16 protein-coding genes are annotated in these 13,677 nt (G+C 68.0%); 12 read left to right on the top strand and 4 right to left on the bottom strand.

Going from position 1 to position 13,677, the window contains the following annotated elements:
* Nucleotides 1-40: 40 nt before the first annotated feature.
* The 3 genes from C556_RS20700 (at nt 41) to C556_RS0115760 (ending at nt 3,902) form a co-directional block, all read left to right on the top strand.
* Nucleotides 41-1,594, top strand: a complete 1,554-nt coding sequence (locus tag C556_RS20700) for a lytic transglycosylase (protein WP_018749218.1) — start codon at nt 41-43, stop codon at nt 1,592-1,594.
* A gap of 292 nt (nt 1,595-1,886) precedes the next feature.
* A complete protein-coding gene (locus C556_RS0115765; protein ID WP_018749217.1) occupies nt 1,887-2,564 on the top strand; it encodes a FadR/GntR family transcriptional regulator in 678 nt (225 codons plus the stop codon).
* Between the two features lie 78 nt (nt 2,565-2,642).
* A complete protein-coding gene (locus tag C556_RS0115760; protein WP_018749216.1) occupies nt 2,643-3,902 on the top strand; it encodes a CynX/NimT family MFS transporter in 1,260 nt (419 codons plus the stop codon).
* A 4-nt stretch (nt 3,903-3,906) separates the two neighbouring features.
* Here the strand turns inward: C556_RS0115760 and C556_RS0115755 are convergent, their stop codons facing one another.
* On the bottom strand, nt 3,907-4,830 hold the full coding sequence (locus tag C556_RS0115755; protein WP_018749215.1) for a LysR substrate-binding domain-containing protein: 924 nt from the start codon (nt 4,828-4,830) through the stop codon (nt 3,907-3,909).
* Nucleotides 4,831-4,959: 129 nt separating this feature from the next.
* Between C556_RS0115755 and C556_RS0115750 the strand changes: the two genes are divergently transcribed.
* The 4 genes from C556_RS0115750 to C556_RS0115735 all read left to right on the top strand — a co-directional run bounded on the left by C556_RS0115750 (nt 4,960) and on the right by C556_RS0115735 (nt 7,229).
* A complete protein-coding gene (locus C556_RS0115750; RefSeq protein WP_018749214.1) occupies nt 4,960-5,571 on the top strand; it encodes an FMN-dependent NADH-azoreductase in 612 nt (203 codons plus the stop codon).
* Between the two features lie 95 nt (nt 5,572-5,666).
* Complete coding sequence (locus tag C556_RS0115745) at nt 5,667-6,101, top strand: pirin family protein (RefSeq protein WP_018749213.1); 435 nt, start codon at nt 5,667-5,669, stop codon at nt 6,099-6,101.
* Nucleotides 6,102-6,198: 97 nt separating this feature from the next.
* On the top strand, nt 6,199-6,693 hold the full coding sequence (locus C556_RS0115740; RefSeq protein ID WP_018749212.1) for a GNAT family N-acetyltransferase: 495 nt from the start codon (nt 6,199-6,201) through the stop codon (nt 6,691-6,693).
* 5 nt (nt 6,694-6,698) lie between these two features.
* Nucleotides 6,699-7,229, top strand: a complete 531-nt coding sequence (locus tag C556_RS0115735) for a gluconokinase (protein ID WP_040431296.1) — start codon at nt 6,699-6,701, stop codon at nt 7,227-7,229.
* Here the strand turns inward: C556_RS0115735 and C556_RS20695 are convergent.
* The 3 genes from C556_RS20695 to C556_RS0115720 all read right to left on the bottom strand — a co-directional run bounded on the left by C556_RS20695 (nt 7,199) and on the right by C556_RS0115720 (nt 9,148).
* Nucleotides 7,199-7,948: a UDP-2,3-diacylglucosamine diphosphatase gene (locus C556_RS20695; protein ID WP_018749210.1), complete on the bottom strand. Its 750-nt coding sequence runs from the start codon at nt 7,946-7,948 to the stop codon at nt 7,199-7,201. The two genes, C556_RS0115735 and C556_RS20695, sit on opposite strands and share 31 nt — an antisense overlap.
* Nucleotides 7,949-8,029: 81 nt before the next feature.
* Nucleotides 8,030-8,536: a peptidylprolyl isomerase gene (locus tag C556_RS0115725; RefSeq protein WP_018749209.1), complete on the bottom strand. Its 507-nt coding sequence runs from the start codon at nt 8,534-8,536 to the stop codon at nt 8,030-8,032.
* Between the two features lie 18 nt (nt 8,537-8,554).
* Nucleotides 8,555-9,148, bottom strand: coding sequence for a peptidylprolyl isomerase (locus C556_RS0115720; protein WP_018749208.1), 594 nt, complete (start codon nt 9,146-9,148; stop codon nt 8,555-8,557).
* Between the two features lie 82 nt (nt 9,149-9,230).
* On the opposite strand from C556_RS0115720, the gene coq7 reads away from it, so the two are divergent.
* The 5 genes from coq7 to C556_RS0115695 all read left to right on the top strand — a co-directional run bounded on the left by coq7 (nt 9,231) and on the right by C556_RS0115695 (nt 13,671).
* Nucleotides 9,231-9,866: a 2-polyprenyl-3-methyl-6-methoxy-1,4-benzoquinone monooxygenase gene (gene coq7, locus C556_RS0115715; RefSeq protein ID WP_018749207.1), complete on the top strand. Its 636-nt coding sequence runs from the start codon at nt 9,231-9,233 to the stop codon at nt 9,864-9,866.
* 251 nt (nt 9,867-10,117) lie between these two features.
* On the top strand, nt 10,118-11,395 hold the full coding sequence (locus tag C556_RS0115710; RefSeq protein WP_018749206.1) for an L-lactate MFS transporter: 1,278 nt from the start codon (nt 10,118-10,120) through the stop codon (nt 11,393-11,395).
* Nucleotides 11,396-11,578: 183 nt separating this feature from the next.
* Nucleotides 11,579-12,406, top strand: a complete 828-nt coding sequence (locus C556_RS20690) for a formate/nitrite transporter family protein (protein ID WP_018749205.1) — start codon at nt 11,579-11,581, stop codon at nt 12,404-12,406.
* Nucleotides 12,403-13,020: a cytochrome b gene (locus C556_RS0115700; RefSeq protein WP_018749204.1), complete on the top strand. Its 618-nt coding sequence runs from the start codon at nt 12,403-12,405 to the stop codon at nt 13,018-13,020. Before C556_RS20690 ends, C556_RS0115700 begins: the two co-directional genes overlap by 4 nt.
* A gap of 9 nt (nt 13,021-13,029) precedes the next feature.
* Nucleotides 13,030-13,671, top strand: coding sequence for an MCP four helix bundle domain-containing protein (locus C556_RS0115695; protein WP_018749203.1), 642 nt, complete (start codon nt 13,030-13,032; stop codon nt 13,669-13,671).
* Nucleotides 13,672-13,677 lie beyond the last annotated feature (6 nt).

Here is a 13,677-nt window from a genome sequence, read left to right as displayed (position 1 = left end):
CCCCGCACCATTCGGCAATTGTTTCAAAGCAGTGCGTCCGATGAAGTATTGCCTGATCGCCGCCATCCTGGCGTGCGCCGCCGTGGCGCACGCCGCGCCCAAGCCGGCGGCACCTTCCCCCGCTCCCCTTGCCGTCGAACCGGTCGATCCCATGGTCGCCGAGTTGCTGTTCGGCGACTACAACCGCGCGTTGTACGACGACCTGTGGGGCCGCGTGCGCGCCGGTTTCGCCATGAACGACCTGGACAGCCCGCTGGTCGAGAAATGGGAGAACTACTACGCCAGCCGGCCCGACTACCTGCGGCGCATCGTAGAGCGCGGCGGCCGCTACCTGTACTACGTGGTGGCCGAGGTGGAAAAGCGCGGCATGCCGATGGAGATCGCGCTGCTGCCGATGATCGAGTCGGCGTACAACCCCAAGGCCGAGTCGCACGCGCTGGCCGGCGGCATGTGGCAGTTCGTCCCCGCCACCGGCAAGCAATATGGCCTGGAGCGCACCTGGTGGTACGACGGCCGGCGCGACGTGGTGGCCTCGACCAATGCCGCGCTCGACTACCTGCAGATGCTGTACGGCATGTTCGGCGACTGGCAGCTGGCGCTGGCGAGCTACAACTGGGGCGAGGGCGCGGTGGGCCGCGCGCTGGCGCGCAACCGCGAGGCCGGGCTGCCGCTGACCTACGCCGACATCCGCAAGCCGGTGGAAACCGAGAACTACGTGCCCAAGCTGCTGGCGGTGCGCAACATCATCGCCGACCCCGAGGCGTTCGGCATCGACCTGGGCCCGTTGGCCAACGATCCGTATTTCGCCGCGATCACCACCGGCAAGCACATGGACGTGCAGGTGGCCGCCGAGCTGGCGCAGGTGCCGGTGGACGAGCTGCTCAAGCTCAATCCCGGCTTCATCCGCCCGGTGATCGCCTACAAGGACGACCGCACCCTGGTGCTGCCGATCGACAAGGTCGATCTGTTCAAGCGCAATCTGGCCGCGTATTCGCAGCCGCTGCTCAACTGGCAGCCCTACGTGACGCGCCCCGGTGAAAGCTTCGACGAGCTGGCGCGCAGCTACGGCATCGCGCCGTCCGAGCTGCGCGAGATCAACGATATCTCCGGCCGCGAGCAGGTGGCACGCGGCCAGACCATCCTGGTGCCGCTGGCGCCGGGCGTGGACGTGCAGGAGCGGGTGGCGCTGAACGCGCTGGCGGTGAACAAGGTGTCCGATCCGGTGGATACCGGCGAGCAGGACAAGCCGCGCGAAGTGCCGAAGAAGTCCGGCCGCTATCGGGTCGGCCGCGGCGATACGCTGTTCAGCATCGCCCAGCGTTTCGACATGAGCGTCGAGGAACTGAAGGCGCTCAACGGCATCCGCGGCAACCAGATTCGCGCCGGCCAGCAGCTCAAGGTGGACGGCAAGGCCGCGCCGGCCCGCGCCGAGAACGGCAGGAACGGCCGCGACAAGGCGCGCACCTACGTGGTCAAGCGCGGCGACACGCTGTCGGAGATCGCGGAGCGCTACAAGGTGGCGCTGGCCGACCTGAAGCGCTGGAACCCGCGCCCGCTGCGCCCCGGCATGAAGGTCTACGTGGAAAAACCCTGAGCGATCCCCGCGCCCTGACGAAAAACCCATCGGCGACGATGGGTTTTTTGTTGCCCGTTGCCGCGATGCGCCCACCGCCCACCGCCCACCGCCCACCGCCCACCGCATACCGCATACCGCACCACACACCACACACCACACACCACACACCACACACCACACACCACACACCACACACCACACACCACACACCACACACCACACACCACACACCACACACCGCCGCCGGGAAACCCCGCATGGCCCGGCTTGGACGAGCACGTTAGAATTCATCCAATCATTGGATGATTGGATGGATGCCATGCTGGAAAAGCCATCGCTGGTCGATCTCGCCGTGCTGGCGCTGCGCGAGCGCATCGCGCAGGGCGCCTACCCGCTGGGCAGCCGCATCCCGGTGGAGCCGGAGCTGGCGGCGTCGCTGGGCGTCAGCCGTAACACGGTGCGCGAGGCGGTGCGGGTGCTGGCGTTCTGCGGTGTGCTCGACGTGCGCCAGGGCGACGGCACCTACGTGGCCAGTCGCACCGATCCGGTCGCCGCCATCGGCGCGCTGTCGCGCGCCTCGCCGCGCGAGCACCTGGAGGCGCGGGCGCTGCTGGAGATGAGCGCGGCGCGGCTGGCGGCGTTGCGCCGCACCGACACCGACCTGGCGGCGCTGCGCGCGGCGCTGGTCGAGCGCGGCGAACTGGGCGACCACGACGATGCGGCCGATTTCGCGCGGCGCGACCTCGCCTTCCATCGCGCCACGGTCGCCGCCGCGCACAACCCGGTGCTGACCGCGCTTTACGACTTCTTTTCCGACGCGATCCGCGAGGGCGTGCTCAATTCGGTGCTCGACGAGACGCTGAGCGATCCCGACCTGGCCAGCCACGTGGTGGTGTACGACGCCATCGCCGCCGGTGACGGCGAAGCGGCAGCCGAGGCCGCCCGCCTGGTGATCCAGCCGCTGCTGGACGACCTGGCCGGCCGGTAGGCCCGAAGCCAGCCCACTCGTTTCCCCGCGTTCGCCACCGCCGTGGTGGCCGCCTCTTCGTTTTCAGGAGTTTTTGCAGTGACCCAGCCGTTGCACGATCTGCCCCAGCCCATCGTCGATGCCGAGATCGACGACGTTCCGCCACCGCGCCCGCCCGCCTTCAATCCGGTCATGCTGGTGATCGGCATGATCCTGGTCGGGCTCAACCTGCGTCCCGCGTTGTCCAGCGTGGCGCCGGTGCTGGGGGCGCTGCGCGGCGATACGGGGCTGGGCGCCAGCGCCGCCGGCCTGCTGACCACCCTGCCGGTGCTGTGCCTGGGCCTGTTCGCGCCGCTGGCGCCGCGGCTGGCCCGACGCTGGGGGGCGGAGCGCACCGCGTTCGCCATCCTGCTGCTGCTGGCGGCGGGACTGGTGCTGCGCGCGTTGCTGGGGCCGGTGGCGCTGTTCGTCGGCACCGCCATCGCCGGCGCCAGCATCGGCATCATCGGTGTGCTGCTGCCGGGCATCGTCAAGCGCGATTTCCCGCACCATCCCGGCACCATGACCGGCCTGTACACCATGGCGCTGTGCCTGGGCGCGGCGGTGGCGGCCGGCGCCACCGAACCGCTGCGGCTGGCGTTCGACGGGCACTGGCAGCCGGCGCTGGCGTTCTGGGCGTTGCCCGCGGTGCTCGCCGCCGCGCTCTGGCTGCCGCAGTTGCGCCGCGCCGACCAGGGCCATCATCGGCAGGGCTTCGACGTGGTCGGGCTGTGGCGCTGCCCGCTGGCGTGGCAGGTCACGTTCTACATGGGTTTGCAGTCGTCGCTGGCCTACTGCGTGTTCGGCTGGCTGCCCAGCATCCTGGTCGACCGCGGCCTGACGCCGGTGGCGGCCGGTTGGGTGATGTCGGTGTCGGTGCTGGTGCAACTGGTGACCGCGCTGGGTGGGCCGTGGGCGGCGACCCGCGCGCGCGACCAGCGGCTGGTGATCGCGGTGATGCTGGTGCTGACGTGGGCCGGCTTGCTGGGCTGCCTGTTCGCGCCGTTGTCGCAGCTGTGGCCATGGGCCATCGTGCTGGGGCTGGGGCAGGGCGGTACCTTCAGCGTCGCGCTGACGCTGATCGTGCTGCGCGCCCGCGATCCGCACGTGGCGGCGCACCTGTCGGGCATGGCGCAGGGCGTGGGCTACACGCTGGCGGCGCTGGGCCCGTTCGCGGTCGGGGTCATCCACGACGTCAGCGGCAGCTGGACGCCGCTGGGCGTGTTCTTCACCGTGTTGAGCGTGGCCGCGCTGGTCGCCGGCCTGGGCGCGGGGCGCAATCGCTACGTGGCGGCGCGTACCGTGGAGCGTGCGGGCTGACCGGTCACAGCCCCGACAATTGCTCGACTTCGGGACAATCGGTGACCATCTCGCCGAGGAAATCGAGCAGCCGGCGCACCGCCGGCACCAGGCCGCGCCGCGACGGGAACACCGCGTGTACCACGCCGGGCGGCGGCTCCCACGCCGGCAGCAGCGGCAGCAGCCGGCCATCGGCCAGTTCCTCGTTGCACATGTAGTCAGGCAGCCAGGCGATGCCGATGCCGGCGAGCGCCGCCAGCTTCAGCGTCAGCAGATCGTCCGCGACATAGCGCGGGTGGTGCACGAAAGTGTATTCGGCGCCGCCCGGCCCGCGCAGCAGCAGGCTGGCGCGGCCGTCCTGTGCCGACATCGCCAGGGTGTCCATCCACGACAGTTCTTCCGGCCGCGTCGGCTGGCCCTGGCGCGCCAACTGGGCCGGGCTGACCACCAGCACCGCCCGCGTCAGCCCCAGTTGCTTGACCACCAGACTGCCGCTGTCCGACAACGTCTGCCGCACCCGCAACGCCACGTCCACGCCTTCCTCCACCAGGTCGACCACGCGGTTGGTGACGCGCATGTCCACCTTCACCTGCGGGTTCTGCGCCAGGAACAGCGGGATCAGGTGGCCGAGCATGGTCTGCGCCAGGGTGATCGGCACGGCCAGGCGCACCGTGCCGCGCGGCTCGGCCTGGACCCGCGCCACGGTCTCGGCGGCGGCGCCGGCCTCGTCGCGCACCGCGGCGCAATGGCGGTAATACAGCTCGCCCACCTCGGTCAGCGACAGCTTGCGCGTGGTGCGATGAAGCAGGCGCACGCCGAGCCGGGTTTCCAGCTCGGCCACGCGGCGCGATAGCCGCGATTTGGGAATCCCCAGCACGCGGCTGGCGGCGGCGAAGCCGCCGCGCTCGACCACCTCGGCGAAATACAGCATGTCGTTCAGATCCTGCATGGGCGCTCCCGGCGGATTGTCCTGCTGGTGGGACAATCAATTGCAATTTGGCGATCTTATCAGCCAATCGCCTCATGGGCAGAATCCATCTCACCAAAACGAACGGCCCCGCGCCCCAGGAGAACTCTCATGAAACTGCTGCACATCGATTCCAGCGTCCTTGCCGACAACTCCGTGTCCCGCCTGCTGACCGCGCGCATCGCGGCCGAGTGGCAAGCACTGAACCCCGGCGCCGAAGTCGAGTACCTGGATCTGGCGATCGATACCCCGGCCCACCTGTCCGGCGAGATCCTGGGCGCCCGCTTCACCCCGGCCGAGGCGCACAGCGCCCTGCAAAAGGCCGAGACCGAGCGCACCGAAGCCTATCTGGCGCAATTCCTGTCCGCCGACGTGATCGTGGTGGGCGCGCCGATGTACAACTTCTCGATCCCCAGCCAGCTCAAGGCGTGGATCGACCGCGTGGCCCAGGCCGGGCGCACCTTCAAGTACACCGAGACCGGCCCGGTCGGCCTGGCCGGCGGCAAGACGGTGATCGTCGCGTCGTCGCGCGGTGGTGTCTACTCCGCCAGCGAAGCGCTGCGCGCACTGGACCACCAGGAGGCGTACCTGAAGACGGTGTTCGGCTTCTTCGGCATCACCGACGTGCGTTTCGTGCGCGCCGAGGGCGTCAACCTGGGCGAACAGAAGAAGGCCGAGGCACTGGCCGCCGCCGAGAAGGACATCGCCGTCGTCACCGCGTAACGCGACGACCGCTTCGGGCCGGCGGCGCGATCCGCCGTCCGGCTCGCAAGGCAATGCCCGGCCACCGCCGGGCATTGTCGTCTGGAGGAACCCTGATGGAACTGGGCGAACTGTTGTATCTGCTGGAAGGCGCCGGCGCGTCGTACCCGCTGGGCCAGGGCGAGCGGCTGGAGCCGGGCGACGCGGCGCTGCTGGCGCGCGGCGGCGCCACGCTGGCGGCGTGCCACGGCCTGGTGCTGCCGGGCTATCGCGGCTCGGACCAGCGGCGCTGCAAGTGCCAGATCCCGGTGGCGCTCGGCCCGGGCTGGCGGGCGCGGGTGGTTGCCGGCGAATTGGATGGCGTGACCGGGCCGCTGCCCTGGCCGCGACTGCTGGTCGACGTGTTCCTGGAGCCGCTGGCGACGCTGGCCCTGCCGGCCGGGATCGAACTGCGTGTGCTGGAAGGCGAGGTGGCGCGCGAGGACGGCGGCCTGCGGGCGCTGACCCGCGCGCATCTGCTGGCTTGGCAGGTCGCGGCCGCCTCGTGTTGAGCGGCGCGACGCGGGCGTGCCACATCCTGGACGGTACCAATGGGACGATGGGCGCGTCGATGCTAGAGTGGCGGCATTTCCAGCCAGCTGTGTCTTCATGAAAGCCGACCTCGCGATCCGCGCCGCCACGCCCGACGACTTCGACGCCATCTGGCCCATCTTTCATCAGGTGGTGGCGGCGGGCGACACCTACGCCTACGCGCCCGACACCCCGCGCGACGAGGCGGAGCGGCTGTGGATGCGGCTGCCGCTGAAGACCTTCGTCGCCGAGCTGGACGGCGCGGTGGTCGGCACCTATTACCTCAAGCCCAATCAGGTCGGCCTGGGCGACCATGTGGCCAACGCCGGCTACATGGTGGCCGAAGCTGCGCGCGGCCGGGGCGTGGCGTCGGCGATGTGCATCCATTCGCTGGATACCGCCCGCGCGCTGGGCTTTACCGCGATGCAGTTCAACTTCGTGGTCGGCACCAACCAGGGTGCGATCCGGCTGTGGGAGCGCCACGGCTTCCAGATCGTCGGCCGCATGCCCGACGCCTATCGCCACGCCAGGCTGGGCAAGGTGCCGGCGCTGGTGATGCACCGTCTGCTGTGACCTCCATGCCGCGCACCTGGATCGTGATGGGGGTATCGGGCAGCGGCAAATCCAGCGTCGGCGCGGCGCTGGCGCGCGCACTCGATGCCAAGTTCCTCGACGGCGACGACCTGCATCCGCGCGCCAACCTGCTGAAGATGGCGGCGGGTACGCCGCTGGACGACGCCGACCGCGCGCCGTGGCTGGAACGGATCAACGATGCCGCATTCAGCCTGGCGCTCAAGCACGAGGCGGGGGTGATCGTGTGCTCGGCGCTCAAGCGCCGCTATCGCGATGCGATCCGCCGCGACAATCCGCAGCTGGCGTTCCTGTTTCTGGACGGCGACTACGCCACCATCGCGGCGCGCCTGCGCGCGCGCCACGGCCATTACCAGAAGGAAGTCATGCTGCGCAGCCAGTTCGAGGCGCTGGAGCCACCGGGCGACGACGAGCCGGACGTGCTGCGCATCGTCATCGACGGCACGCCGGACCAAGTGCTGGCGCGCGCGCTGGCGGCGGTGCGCGGTTACGCGGCCGCGATGCCCGGCCAGGGGTGATGTGCCAGCGTGCACAGTGTCTGTCCGGCCGCCGTCACCTGTAGATAGCCGCCGTGTCCGGCGTGCCAGTCCGGCAGCACCCAGCGCGTGCCTTCGGCCTCCGCGTGGCGTGCCGGGCGGTGGGTGTGGCCGTGGATCAGCACCCGTGCCCCGGCTTGCCGCATCGCCTGCGCCACTGCGCCGACGTTGACGTCCATGATGTACGCGGCCTTGTCGCGATTGCTGGCGCTGGAGCGCGCGCGGATCTGTGCCGCCTCGCGGTTGCGCCAGGAATAGGGCAGGCGGCGCCACAGCCACTGCACCAGCGGGTTGCGCACGATGCGGCGAAAGCGCTGGTAGGCCGCGTCGTCGGTGCACAGGCTGTCGCCGTGCATCAGCAGCAACGGCGCGCCGAACGGCGCGATCACCGTGGGATCGGGCAGCAGGGTCAGCCCGGCCGCGCGGGCGAAGCGCGTACCGCACAGGAAGTCGCGGTTGCCGGCCATGAAATGCACCGCCACGCCGGAGGCGGCCAGCCCGGCCAGTTGGCGGGCGATCCGGGCGTAGAACGGATCGTCGAGCTGGTCGTCGCCGATCCACACCTCGAACAGGTCACCCAGCAGGTACAGTGCCTGCGCCTGCCGTGCCGGGCCCGCGACGAAGACCTCGAACGCGGCGACGGTGGCCGGGTCGGCGGGAGAAAGATGCAGGTCGGAGATCAGCAGGACAGGACGGGACATCGCGGCGGGCTTGGGCGGGATGGCGTCATGTTAATGAAAAACGCGGCTGCACGAGCCGCGTTTTTTGGAGTGAAACCGAGCTTATTGCTGGACTACCTCGGCCTTTTGCAGCACCACATCCTCCACCGGCACATCCTGGTGGAAACCGCGGCTGCCGGTTTTCACGCCCTTGATCGCGTCGACCACTTCCTTGCCCTGGCTGACCTTGCCGAACACGGCGTAGCCGAAACCCTGCGGGGTGGGCATCTGGAAGTTGAGGAAGTCGTTGTTGGCGACGTTGATGAAGAACTGCGCCGACGCCGAGTGCGGATCCGGCGTGCGGGCCATGGCGACGGTGTAGGCGTCGTTCTTCAGGCCGTTGGCGGCTTCGTTCTCGATGGTGGCGCGGGTGGGCTTCTGGTTCATGCCCGGCTCGAAACCGCCGCCCTGGATCATGAAGCCGTTGATCACGCGGTGGAACACGGTGCCGTCGTAGTGGCCGTCGTTCACGTACTGGACGAAGTTGGCGACGGTCTTGGGGGCCTTGGCCTCGTCCAGTTCCAGTTCGATCTCGCCCAGGCTGGTGGTCAGTTTCACGGTGGTCGTCATCGCATACTCCTTGGGTGTTTACTTGGCTTTGGCGGGCTTGGCCGCCTTGGTCTCGTTCTTCGCCGGCAGCTCGCGGGCGCTCTGGATCACGATCGGCTCGGCCGGCGCGTCGCCCGGCATGGTCTGCACCTTGGCGATCTCGTCCACCACGTTCATGCCCGAGACCACCTTGCCGAATACGGTATAGCCCCAGCCGTCGAACGACGGCCAATTGAGCGAATCGTTGTTCTTCAGGTTGACGTAGAACTGGCTGGTGGCAGAGTGCGGATCACCGGTGCGGGCCATCGCCACCGTGCCGCGGTCGTTCTTCAGCCCGGCCTCGACGGTGGCCTTGGCTTCGTTCTTGATCGGCGCGCGGGTGGGCTTCTGCTCGCCGTTGGCGGTATAGCCGCCGCCCTGGATCACGAAGTCGCGCACCACGCGATGGAACACGGTGCCGTCGTAGTGCTTGTCCTTCACGTATTGCAGGAAGTTGGCGACGCTGGCGGGCGCCTTCTCCGGATACAGTTCCAGCACGATCTTGCCCTTGCTGGTCACCAGTTCGACCTGGGGGTCGGCCGCCAGTGCGGAGCCGGCAAAGCACAGCAGCACGGCGCAAAGCAGGGATTTCATAGGTTGTCACCGATAGGTAAAAATCGGGCCAATCATAGCACGGTGCCGGTGTAGAATCCCCGGCTCCAACCGGGGGAAATCCATGCTCAAGCTGCCCGCCCTAGACACGCTCATCAACGAATTCGACCTCGTGCTGCGCACCCTGGCCGCGCCGGCCGTCAGCGCCCGCGCGCACCCGGACGCCCATGTCGAGGAAACGGAGATGGACGATGCCCAGCGCCGCCATGCGGCAGGGTTGATGCGGGTGAACCATTGCGGCGAAGTCTGCGCCCAGGCGCTGTACCAGGGACAGTCGCTGACCGCGCGCGATCCGGCCGCGCGCGAAGCGCTGCGCGCCGCTGCGCACGAAGAAGTGGAACACCTGGCCTGGACCGAGCGTCGCATCGACGAGCTGGGCGGGCACAAGAGCCTGCTCAACCCGCTGTGGTACGCGGGTAGCCTGGCGATCGGCGTCACCGCCGGCCTGATCGGCGACAAGTGGAACCTCGGCTTCCTGGCCGAGACCGAGCGTCAGGTGGGCGCGCACCTGGCCGGCCACCTGCGCCAGCTGCCGCCGCAGGATGCCCGTAGCCGCGCCATCGTCGAGCAGATGCACATCGACGAGACCCACCACGCTGAGTTGGCCGATCAACTGGGCGCCGCGCCGCTGCCGGCGCCGGTGAAGGCACTGATGGGCGCCACCTCCAAGGTCATGACCACGCTGGCCTACCGCCTCTGACCCACCCGCCGGGCGCACGCGGATGGTGCAGCGACACGCCCGCCGTTGATGCCTGTCAATCCTCCCTCCGACCTATAAGCGCAAGCTCGCGCTGTTTGCCACCTGGGATCCCCGAGCAATTCGGGCGGACCGGCTGGCCTGCGGCGCCGGTCTGATCCGCTTTGCAATCTGGCCGCGCCCGGCCCAGTTCCTCCGTTCCACGACTCGTACCCGAAGGCGGCAGCGGTTCCGAAGAGAGAAGGGGAGTTGGAATGAAGGTCAAGAACAGGTGGTTGATTGCCGCATCGGGGGTGGGTATCCACATCTCGATCGGCTCGGTTTACGCGTGGAGCGTGTTCTCCAAGCCATTGATGGCCCAGATGGGATGGAGCCTGAAGGAAGTGGGCTTCGCCTTCGGCCTGGCCATCTTCATGCTGGGCATGTCCGCCGCGGTGATGGGGCACGTGGTGGAAAAGCGCGGCCCGCGCTTCTCGGGCATCCTGTCCGCCATTTTCTGGTCGGTGGGCTTGCTGGGTGCAGGTGTGGCGGTGTCGATCGGCAACCTGTGGCTGCTGTACCTGTGCTACGGCGTGATCGGCGGCATTGGTCTCGGTACCGGCTACGTGACGCCGGTGTCCACGCTGATGAAGTGGTTCCCGGACCGTCGCGGTCTGGCCACCGGCCTGGCGATCATGGGCTTCGGCTTCGCGTCCTTCCTCGGCGCGCCGCTGATGGCCGAACTGATCCAGACCGTGGGCATTGCCAGCACCTTCTTCATCCTGGGCGGTATCTATGCCGTGGTGATGCTGGCTTCGGCCGTGTACCTGGAGCCGCCGCCCGCCGGCTGGCATCCGGACGGCTTCGCCGAAGCGCTGGCCGATGGCCGCAAGAAGCCGCAGATGGACCTGATGCCGATGACGGCCAACGAGGCGGTCAAGACCAAGCCGTTCTACGGCCTGTGGCTGATGATGTTCATCAACATCACCTGCGGCATCGCGGTGATCTCGGTGGCGTCGCCGATGGCGCAGGAAGTGACCGGCATGAGCGCGCTGGCGGCCGGCGCGGTGGTGGGGATGATCGGCCTGTTCAACGGCGGCGGCCGGCTGGGCTGGGCCTCGCTGTCCGACCTGCTGGGGCGTCCCAATACCTACATCGCCTTCTTCGTCATCGAAGTGCTTGCCTTCTATCTGCTGCCTTCGCTGACCCAGGTAGTGATGTTCCAGGTGGTGCTGTATCTCATCATGACGTGCTACGGCGGCGGCTTCTCGACCCTGCCGGCGTATATCGGCGACCTGTTCGGCACCAAGCAGGTCAGTGCCATCCACGGCTATGTGCTGACCGCGTGGGCGATGGCCGGTCTGGTGGGTTCGTCCTTCGCGTCGTTCCTGCGCGAAGCCACCGGCAGCTATGCCGCGATGACCACCGTGTTCGCCGGGATCTTCCTGCTGGCGCTGTCGGTGTCGGTGGCGATGAAGATCTTTGTCCAGCGTGAACTGGCCCGGCGTCATGCCATTCAGTTGAACCTGGCTGCGGAAAGCGACGCCGCCTGATTCTGGCGCATCGCGACGGGGAGAGAGGCCGGCGGCCTCTTTCCCTTTTGCCTTGATGAAGGCCGGCCAGATGCTTGATCAAACCCCTTGGCCCGCAACTTGTACCAATGGGTTTTATGAAGCGTTTCGCCGCGGACTGTGCGGTATACGCTTGGCATATTTGTTTCTCTAGTGGACCGATCCATGGCTCAGATCCTGACGCCTTCCTACCTCGTCAACTACATCAACGACGCCGCGCGCCACAAGGCGGAGCTGCGCCCACCGCGCCTGCTGGTGATGTCCGGCCTCGGCGGCATCTACATCGCGCTGGGCGGCCTGCTGGCGCTGGTGGTGGCCGGCGGCGCCACCGGGCTGCTGGCGAACAATCCGGGGCTCGACAAGCTGCTGTTCGGCGCCGCGTTCCCGGTAGGCTTCATCGCGGTGGTGCTGACCGGGGCCGATCTGTTCACGTCCAATTGCGCGATGCAGATGGTGCCGTGGTTCCGGCGTCAGATCCGGCTGGGCGAGGTGGTGCGGGTCTGGTGTCTTTCCTATCTGGGCAATCTCATCGGGGCCCTGATCGCGGCCTGGGCCTTCGCTTACCTGACCGGCATGCTCGATCCCGGCCAGCCGTGGACGCCGTACCTGCTGAATCTGGCCGAGCACAAGGTGCACCAGCCGTTCATGGTGGTGTTCCTCAAGGGCATTCTCGCCAACATGCTGGTGTGCCTCGCGGCGTGGCAGGGCTATTCGGCCAAGGACACGCTGGGGCGCATGGTCGGCATCTGGGTGCCGGTGATGACCTTCGTCGCGCTCGGCATGGAGCACAGCATCGCCAACCTGTTCTTCGTTCCGGCCGCCATGCTGGCCGGCCTGGATGTCTCGGTCTCCGAGTTCGTGTTCCAGAACCTGATCCCCGCCACCCTGGGCAATGTGGTCGGCGGCGCGCTGCTGGTCGGGCTGCCCTATGCCTGGCTGTACAGCGAAACCGACGGCAAGGTGGAGAACCCGACGGAGATCGACCTGCCATGAGTCGCTCCGCCACGCCCGCCCGCTATCACCCGCTGTCGGTGCTGATGCACTGGGCGACGGCGTTGCTGGCGCTGGTGACGTTGGGCTGCATCCTGGTGGCGACCCAGTTCCACCCGGCTCCGGCCACGCGGGAAACGCTGCTGATGGTGCACATGGTCAGCGGGCAGACGATGTTCCTGTTGCAACTGCTGCAATTGCTGTTGTTCAGCGCCTTCGGCACTCCGGTGCCAGACGGCATGGATGCGCAGCAGGTGCATGTGGCGCGCTGTCTGCATGCGCTGCTCTACGGCACGGTGGGTTTCCTGGCATGCAGCGGGACGCTGCTCGCGGTTTCACAGGCGGCGGGCACCGAGGTGCTGGGCTGGCGCGTTCCATTGATGCTCACCGGGCAAGGGTTGCTGGCACTGCGCGAGGTGCACGCCATGGCGGGCATGGGCTTCGTGGTGTTCTGCGGCGTCCATGCGTTGCTGGCCATCGGCATGCATTATTTCGGCCGGCGCGCCACGCTGGGCAAGATGGCGGTGGAAGGGGAATTGGTGGATTACCTTGCCGCGCCGCAGACGGATGGCGGCTATGCCCGGATCGACCGCCCCGATCTGAACGGCTCGGCCTGAGGACGGCCGATGCAGCTCACGGTAAACCAGCGTCTGGTGGCCATCATCATTGGCGCGTTGATCGCGCTGCTGGTGACCGGGCTGATCGCCTTCTTCAGCTCGCAGAAACTGTCCGAGGAACTGCGCCAGACCGACCAGATGGTGATCCACAGCCTGTCGACGCTATCGAGCATCGAGCGCAATTTCCTGCTGATCCGGGTCAACGCGCTGTACCACCTCTCCTACGACAAGCCCGAACTCAAGGCCCCGCACGAACAGGTGATCCGCCGCAACATCGGCGAGATCGAGAAACAGTTGAAGGAGTACGAATCCGGCCTGGCTGCGAACCGGCGCGACAGCGAACTGTTGCACCAGGATCGCCGCCTGTTCGACGCCTACCTCGCCGCGCTGGAGAAAGTACTGGCGGCGTCCAACGCGCTGGACCGCGAAACCGCCATCGTGGTGGTCGAGAACGAGTGGAAACCGGCCGGCGAGCGCCTCACCCAGGCGCTGTCCGAGCATGCGCGCTACAAGGAGCGGCTGGTGGACCAGGTGGTGCAGCAGTCGCTGCAATCGGGCCAGCGCAACACGCTGGTGGCGACCGTGGCGACCATTGCCGGCGCGGTGCTGGTGGTCGCCGCCGGCCTGCTGTTCAAGCGCAGCCTCGGCTGAGGGCGG

The organism is Chitiniphilus shinanonensis DSM 23277 (assembly GCF_000374805.1).
Taxonomy (GTDB): Bacteria; Pseudomonadota; Gammaproteobacteria; order Burkholderiales; family Chitinibacteraceae; genus Chitiniphilus; species Chitiniphilus shinanonensis.
The sequence above is the reverse complement of the archived record's forward strand: the minus strand, read 5'-3'. Positions and strand labels throughout refer to the sequence as shown.